The 6,024-nt window shown below is 60.7% G+C and carries 7 protein-coding genes; 4 read left to right on the top strand and 3 right to left on the bottom strand.

Annotated elements, in window-relative coordinates; translation table 11 throughout:
* From CMI59_RS04415 to CMI59_RS04405, 3 genes are all read left to right on the top strand, one after another.
* Nucleotides 1-490, top strand: a 490-nt coding sequence (locus CMI59_RS04415) for a DUF2497 domain-containing protein (protein ID WP_293325268.1), incomplete at its 5' end; no start/stop codon positions are given.
* 205 nt (nucleotides 491-695) lie between these two features.
* Nucleotides 696-3,425, top strand: coding sequence for a valine--tRNA ligase (locus CMI59_RS04410; protein ID WP_293325266.1), 2,730 nt, complete (start codon nucleotides 696-698; stop codon nucleotides 3,423-3,425).
* Between the two features lie 115 nt (nucleotides 3,426-3,540).
* Nucleotides 3,541-4,002, top strand: coding sequence for a membrane lipoprotein lipid attachment site-containing protein (locus tag CMI59_RS04405; RefSeq protein ID WP_293325265.1), 462 nt, complete (start codon nucleotides 3,541-3,543; stop codon nucleotides 4,000-4,002).
* Nucleotides 4,003-4,050: 48 nt separating this feature from the next.
* Here CMI59_RS04405 and CMI59_RS04400 read toward each other — a convergent pair whose 3' ends face one another.
* Entirely contained in the window at nucleotides 4,051-4,290 is a 240-nt protein-coding gene (locus tag CMI59_RS04400) for a hypothetical protein (RefSeq protein WP_293325263.1), read from the bottom strand.
* A 176-nt stretch (nucleotides 4,291-4,466) separates the two neighbouring features.
* Here CMI59_RS04400 and CMI59_RS04395 point away from each other — a divergent pair, with 176 nt between their 5' ends.
* A complete protein-coding gene (locus tag CMI59_RS04395) occupies nucleotides 4,467-5,228 on the top strand; it encodes a tetratricopeptide repeat protein (protein WP_293325261.1) in 762 nt (253 codons plus the stop codon).
* A 3-nt stretch (nucleotides 5,229-5,231) separates the two neighbouring features.
* Here CMI59_RS04395 and CMI59_RS04390 read toward each other — a convergent pair whose 3' ends face one another.
* Nucleotides 5,232-5,615, bottom strand: a complete 384-nt coding sequence (locus tag CMI59_RS04390; RefSeq protein ID WP_293325259.1) for an EthD domain-containing protein — start codon at nucleotides 5,613-5,615, stop codon at nucleotides 5,232-5,234.
* 2 nt (nucleotides 5,616-5,617) lie between these two features.
* Nucleotides 5,618-6,013, bottom strand: a complete 396-nt coding sequence (locus CMI59_RS04385) for a GFA family protein (RefSeq protein ID WP_293325257.1) — start codon at nucleotides 6,011-6,013, stop codon at nucleotides 5,618-5,620.
* Nucleotides 6,014-6,024 lie beyond the last annotated feature (11 nt).

The following is a 6,024-nucleotide window of genomic DNA, read 5'->3' as shown; positions in this document are numbered from 1 at the left end:
GCCAGCCGAGACGCCAACCGAGACGAATGTCGTCGAGCCGGCCTTTTCTCAGCCGGTCGATGTGGCCGACGAAGCTGAAATCGAGCCCGAAATCGAGGAGAAGGCCGGCATTGCCGATCTTGAGCCTTCCGATTTCATTGAAGACGACGCCTCCGACGAGGAGACGTTCGACGCCGATGACGACATCGTTTTCGAAGAGCTTTCAGAGGAGCAGGAGCCTGTCATGAGCGCCGAGAATGCCGAGCCGCTTCTTTCCGAGGCAGCCAACAGCAATCTGATGTCCCGCGTGACCGAGGATGCCGCCTCGGCGGCTTTCGGCGCGCTGTCGAGCTCGCTCGTGACCAGCACGGGCGACGCCCGGACGCTGGAAGAGCTGGTCGGCGAGCTTCTGAAGCCCATGCTGAAGGATTGGCTCGATGCCAACCTGCCTTCCATGGTCGAGGAAATGGTACGCGAAGAGATCGAGCGGGTAGCGCGCAAGCGCCGCTGATTCTTCGTTTCCATACCAAAGGCTTTCGAGGCCGGTCCGGAAACGGACCGGCCTTTTTCATTGGCCTTTCCAAGCTGTCGTGGCCGTCTCGCGCGGCCCGCTTGATAGGGGGCTGCGGCTGTGGTGTAAAACAGCCGGATTCTCCGTATTTGGCCCGATTTGCCGACGCCCCCCGTGTTCCGGGCCGTCCAAGGATAGATTTCAGATGCTCGACAAGACTTTCGCCCCGCAGGAAGTGGAAAAACGGCTCTATGCGCTCTGGGAAGAGGGCGGAGCCTTCAAGGCGGGGCCGTCGGACCGGGTAAAGGGCGGGGCCAAGCCCTACAGCATCGTCATCCCCCCGCCGAACGTCACCGGCACGCTGCATATGGGCCATGCGCTCAACAATACGCTGCAGGACATTCTGATCCGCTTCGAGCGGATGCGCGGCAAGGACGTTCTCTGGCAGCCGGGCCTCGACCATGCGGGTATTGCGACCCAGATGATCGTAGAGCGCCAGCTCGATGCGGAAGGCAACATGCACCGCCGCGATATGGGCCGGGACGCCTTTATCGAACGCGTCTGGAAGTGGAAGGGCGAAAGCGGCGGCGCGATCATCAACCAGCTTCGCCGCCTCGGCGCCTCCTGCGACTGGAGCCGCGAGCGCTTCACGCTGGATGACGGGCTGTCGAAAGCCGTTCTCAAGGTCTTTGTGGAGCTTTACCGCGAGGGCCTCATCTATCGCGACAAGCGGCTGGTGAACTGGCATCCGGAGCTTCAGACCGCGATCTCCGACCTCGAAGTCGAGAATATCGAGGTGAAGGGCCATTTCTGGCATTTCCGCTATCCGCTGGCCGACGGCGTCACCTATGAGTGGCCGGTCTATGACGAGGACGGCAACCAGACCGGCACGGAAACGCGCGACTATATCGTCGTCGCCACCACGCGCCCCGAAACCATGCTGGGCGACACGGCGGTTGCAGTGAACCCGGAAGACGAGCGCTATGCGCCGCTCAAGGGCGCCAAGGTGAAGCTGCCGCTGACGGACCGCCTCATCCCCATCGTCTTCGACGAGCATGCCGATCCCGAGCAAGGCTCCGGCGCGGTGAAGATCACGCCAGCACACGACTTCAACGACTTCGAGGTCGGCAAGCGGCACGATCTCGAACAGATCAACATCTTCGACGAGACGGCGCATCTCAACGATCTCGTGCCGGAGGCTTATCGCGGCCTTGAGCGGTTCAAGGCGCGCAAGAAGATCGTCGAAGATCTTGAGGCGCTCGGCCTGCTTGAGAAGATCGAGGACAAGCCCGTCATGGTGCCGCATGACGAGAAGTCCAAGATGGTCGTCATCGAGCCCTTCCTGACGGACCAGTGGTATGTCGATGCGAAGACGCTCGCCAAGCCTGCCATCGAGGCGGTGGAGCGGGGCGAGACGAGCTTCGTGCCGAAGAACTGGGAAAAGACCTATTTCGAATGGATGCGCAATATCCAGCCCTGGTGTATTTCCCGCCAGCTCTGGTGGGGGCATCGCATCCCGGCCTGGTATGCCGAGGACGGTGAAATCTTCGTTGCCTATTCCGAAGAGGAAGCTCACGAGCAGGCGGAGAAGCACTACGGCAAGAAGGTCGAGTTGAAACGCGACGAAGACGTGCTCGACACCTGGTTCTCATCCGCGCTCTGGCCGTTCTCCACGCTCGGCTGGCCGGACAAGACGCCGGAACTCGAACGCTACTACATGACAGACGTTCTGGTGACGGGCTTCGACATCATCTTCTTCTGGGTCGCCCGGATGATGATGATGGGCATGCACTTCATGAAGGAAGTGCCCTTCCACACGGTCTATATCCATGCGCTGGTCCGCGACGAGAAGGGCCAGAAGATGTCGAAGACCAAGGGGAACGTCATCGATCCCCTTCAGCTTATCGACGAATATGGCGCTGACGCGCTGCGCTTCACGCTTTCCGCCATGGCCGCGCCGGGACGCGACATCAAGCTCGCCACGAACCGCGTCGAAGGCTACCGCAATTTTGGGACCAAGCTGTGGAACGCCTCGCGTTTCTGCGAGATGAACGAATGCGTCCGCGTCGAGGGGTTCGATCCGGCGAATGTTCAGCATACGGTCAATAAGTGGATCGTGGGAGAAGTCGCGCGCACCGCGTCGAAGATCACCGAGGAGATCGAGGCCTATCGCTTCAACGATGCGTCGGGCGCGGCCTATCGTTTCGTCTGGAACGTCTTCTGCGACTGGTATCTGGAATTCATCAAGCCGTTGCTGATGGGCGAGGACGAGGCGGCGAAGGCCGAGGCGCGCGCCACCGCCGCCTGGACGCTCGATCAGATCCTGAAACTGCTCCATCCCTTCATGCCGTTCATCACCGAAGAGCTCTGGCAGCGCACGGGCGAGCAGGGCCCGAAGCGTGACGGCATGCTGGCTCTTGCCGAGTGGCCGTTGCTGACCGGTGTCGGCTCGCCGGAAGCCGATGACGAGATGGAATGGGTGATCCGCCTCATTTCCGATGTCCGTTCGGTGCGTGCGGAAATGAACGTGCCGGCGGGTGCGAAAATCGAACTGGCGATCAAGGATGCCTCCGGCGAAACGCTGAAGCGGCTGGAGCGCCACAAGAATCTCATCATGCGTCTGGCGCGGCTGGAAAAGGCCGAGCCGACCGACAGCGTGCCGCAGGGCGCGGTGCAGATGGTGCTCAACGAGGCGACGATCTTCCTGCCGCTGGCCGATGTGATCGACCTCGGTGCCGAAATGGAGCGTCTTAAAAAGGCGATCGCCAAGCTCGAAGGCGAGGTGAAGAAGATCGACGCCAAGCTCGGCAACGAGAAGTTCCTGGCCGGTGCGCCGGAACATGTCGTGGAGGAGCAGCGCGAGCGCAAGGCCGACGCCGAAAGCACGATCAGCCGCTTGAGCGATGCGGTGAAGCGGCTGGAAAGCGCCGCGTGACCTTGCCGCGATAACAGACGATTTTTCCGGAATTAGGGAAAATTGACTGTTTTACTTATTGAGATTTTGGCCAATCATTGTCCCCGGGTGTCATACCGTGAAAACTGGGGGAGTAATGAAAAAGCTGATTATTGCCGCGGGCGCCGTTCTGGCGCTTGGCGGGTGCTCGACTATTGTCGATGGACAATCTCAGACCATTGGAGTGAATACCAGTCCGACCGGGGCGCGCTGCGAGCTGGAGCGCGAAGGGGCTCAGATTGGTGTTGTGGATCCGACGCCGGGGACCGTGACCATCGAGAAGACGAAATACGATATCATTTTCAATTGCTCGAAGGACGGGTATCAGGATGCTTCTTTCGTCAACAAGTCCGACGTGAACGCCGCAACTTTCGGGAACATCCTTATCGGGGGCGGTATCGGTTGGGCGATCGATTCCGCCACAGGATCGGACAACAAATATCAGGGTACGGTCAGTGTCACGCTCGCCAAGGCTGATGAGGAACCGGCCAAGGTTACGGAGCCAGAGCCCAATATTTCCCAGTCCGCAGGCGAAAAGACCAGCGCGCTCATGAACTGATTGCGGTCCGCATAATCGAAAAGGTGACCTTTATGGTCGCCTTTTTTGTTATCTGAACAAGCCAATCCAGATGAAAATCGTCGTCGCCACGCCCGCGATGAGCGCGAGGAGCTGCATGCCCGTCAGGAACAGGATGAACCAGTAGACGAAGGACCCGACAAAGAGGCCAACCGCCATCCATATCGCGACGATGCCGAGGAAAAGCCAGACCGGCAGCAGGGCGACCAGAATAATCCCGATGATGACCAGCAGAATGGGGTTGCTGATGATGACCGTCGTTTCTTGCATCGCTTTTCTCCTCTACTGGTGAGCCTCCATAATCTTGCTAAGCGGGAAATGTGGCGGAAAGGCGCTGATCTGCCATCCAACGGATTTTTAAGGGAAATTTCCTTTATCGGCCGGAACGGGCAGCCTAGTATCCGGGGCTGTTGCCTATCCGGATGCCGAGACCCGAGGAGAGTTCCATGTCCCGATTTCAACGACTTGCCGTTCTTGCCGCCGCTCTCGGCCTGACCCTGACCGTGGGGGGAGAAGTGCGCGCTGCCGCGCCGGCGGAAGCGAGCGCGGCCTTCCAGCAGGGGATGACGGCCTACAAGTCCGGCGACATGACGAGCGCCGTGAAGGACTGGACGAAGGCCGCCGATCAGGGCCATGTCGGCGCGGCCTGGCTGCTCGGCAATCTCTACGACAAAGGCAAGGTCGTTCCGCAGTCCGACGCGCAGGCGTTCAAATATTACAAGATCGCCGCGGAAGGCGGGCAGCCGGAAGCGGCCACGCGGCTGGGGCTCATCTACCGCGAAGGCAATCCGGATATCGAACTCGACAAGAACTACAAAGAAGCGGTTCGCTGGTTCGAGGTTGGGGCGCTGGCCCCGCGCGCGGATGCGCAATTCTATCTCGGCCAGATGCATCGCAATGGCTGGGGCGTGCCGATAGAGAAGTCGGAGGGCCTACGCTGGTATTTCCTCTCCGCCAAAAAGCGTTTCCCACCGGCCTTTCTGGAGCTTGCGCGCATTCATTTCGACGGCGACGGCGTGGATGTGAACCGGGAAGACGCCTGGGGATTTCTGATGCTCGCGCAGCGCTATGGCGACGATGCCATCAAGCAGAAGGCCGAGGAGATGTACGACAAGTACGAACCTCGTATGAAGGCCGGCGAAAAGTCAAAGGGCTCCCGTTTTGCGGAAGCCTGGGTGGAATCCTCGACCGACGGGCCGGGGAACTGATCCTCAGCCGAAGATCACCTTCTCCTCGCCGAACCAGAGCGGCGAATTCGCCAGATCGATGAACTTCTGCTCGTCGTCCAGCAATGCGCGTCCCGCCTCGATGGCGTCGGGCTCGGTCCCGATGGCGGCCAGATCTTCCGCATTGGCCCACCAGAGCTGGGCGACGCCGTCATAAATCTCCGGCGCGTTTTCGATGCCGCCCGCGCGCACGGCGCGGAGCGCCTCGGCCATGGCCGGATCGCCGGAATGCAGCTGGACATAACGCTGAATGCGCAGCGCCTCGCGGTGCGAAGCCACGAGGGGCCCGTGCTTGTTCAGCCAGTAATCCTGAAATTCTTCGAGCGTGAACGAGGGCAGGCGGCGCAGGCAAAAGGTCAGTTTGATCATGCTCATTCCATTCCGGGGAGATCCGCGTCGAAGCCTTTCATATAGGCGGGGCGGGACTCGGTGAATATCTGGCGCGTCGGCGGGAAGGCGTCCTGATCGTCCAGCGAGGCCAGCGTCACATCGATTTCCTCCCCGCGCGCCTCATGCCAAAAGCTGATCTGCGTTCCGCAATTCCCGCAGAAGCCGCGCGAGGCGGGCGGGGACGAGCGGTAATCCTTCAATTCGCCTTTCGTCACGCGAAAGGCCTCGATCTTCACCGTCACCCAGGGCACGACGGCCGCGCCGGCGGCTTGCTGGCACATGCGGCAATGGCAGATCGTGGAGTGAAGTGGCGCTTCGGTCAGCTCATAGCGGATCGCGCCGCAGAGGCAGCCTCCTTCGATGGGCAGATCGGCCATTGCATCTCTCC

This window comes from Parvibaculum sp., from assembly GCF_002684405.1.
Lineage (GTDB): Bacteria > Pseudomonadota > Alphaproteobacteria > Parvibaculales > Parvibaculaceae > Parvibaculum.
Note: the sequence above shows the minus strand (reverse complement) of the source record. Positions and strands in the feature narration are given on the sequence as shown.

Coding starts and splice junctions, on each gene's coding strand:
- CMI59_RS04410 (WP_293325266.1), top strand. CDS start 696: ATGCTCGACAAGACTTTCGCCCCGCAGGAAGTGGAAAAACGGCTCTAT.
- CMI59_RS04405 (WP_293325265.1), top strand. CDS start 3,541: ATGAAAAAGCTGATTATTGCCGCGGGCGCCGTTCTGGCGCTTGGCGGG.
- CMI59_RS04400 (WP_293325263.1), bottom strand. CDS start 4,290: ATGCAAGAAACGACGGTCATCATCAGCAACCCCATTCTGCTGGTCATC.
- CMI59_RS04395 (WP_293325261.1), top strand. CDS start 4,467: ATGTCCCGATTTCAACGACTTGCCGTTCTTGCCGCCGCTCTCGGCCTG.
- CMI59_RS04390 (WP_293325259.1), bottom strand. CDS start 5,615: ATGATCAAACTGACCTTTTGCCTGCGCCGCCTGCCCTCGTTCACGCTC.
- CMI59_RS04385 (WP_293325257.1), bottom strand. CDS start 6,013: ATGGCCGATCTGCCCATCGAAGGAGGCTGCCTCTGCGGCGCGATCCGC.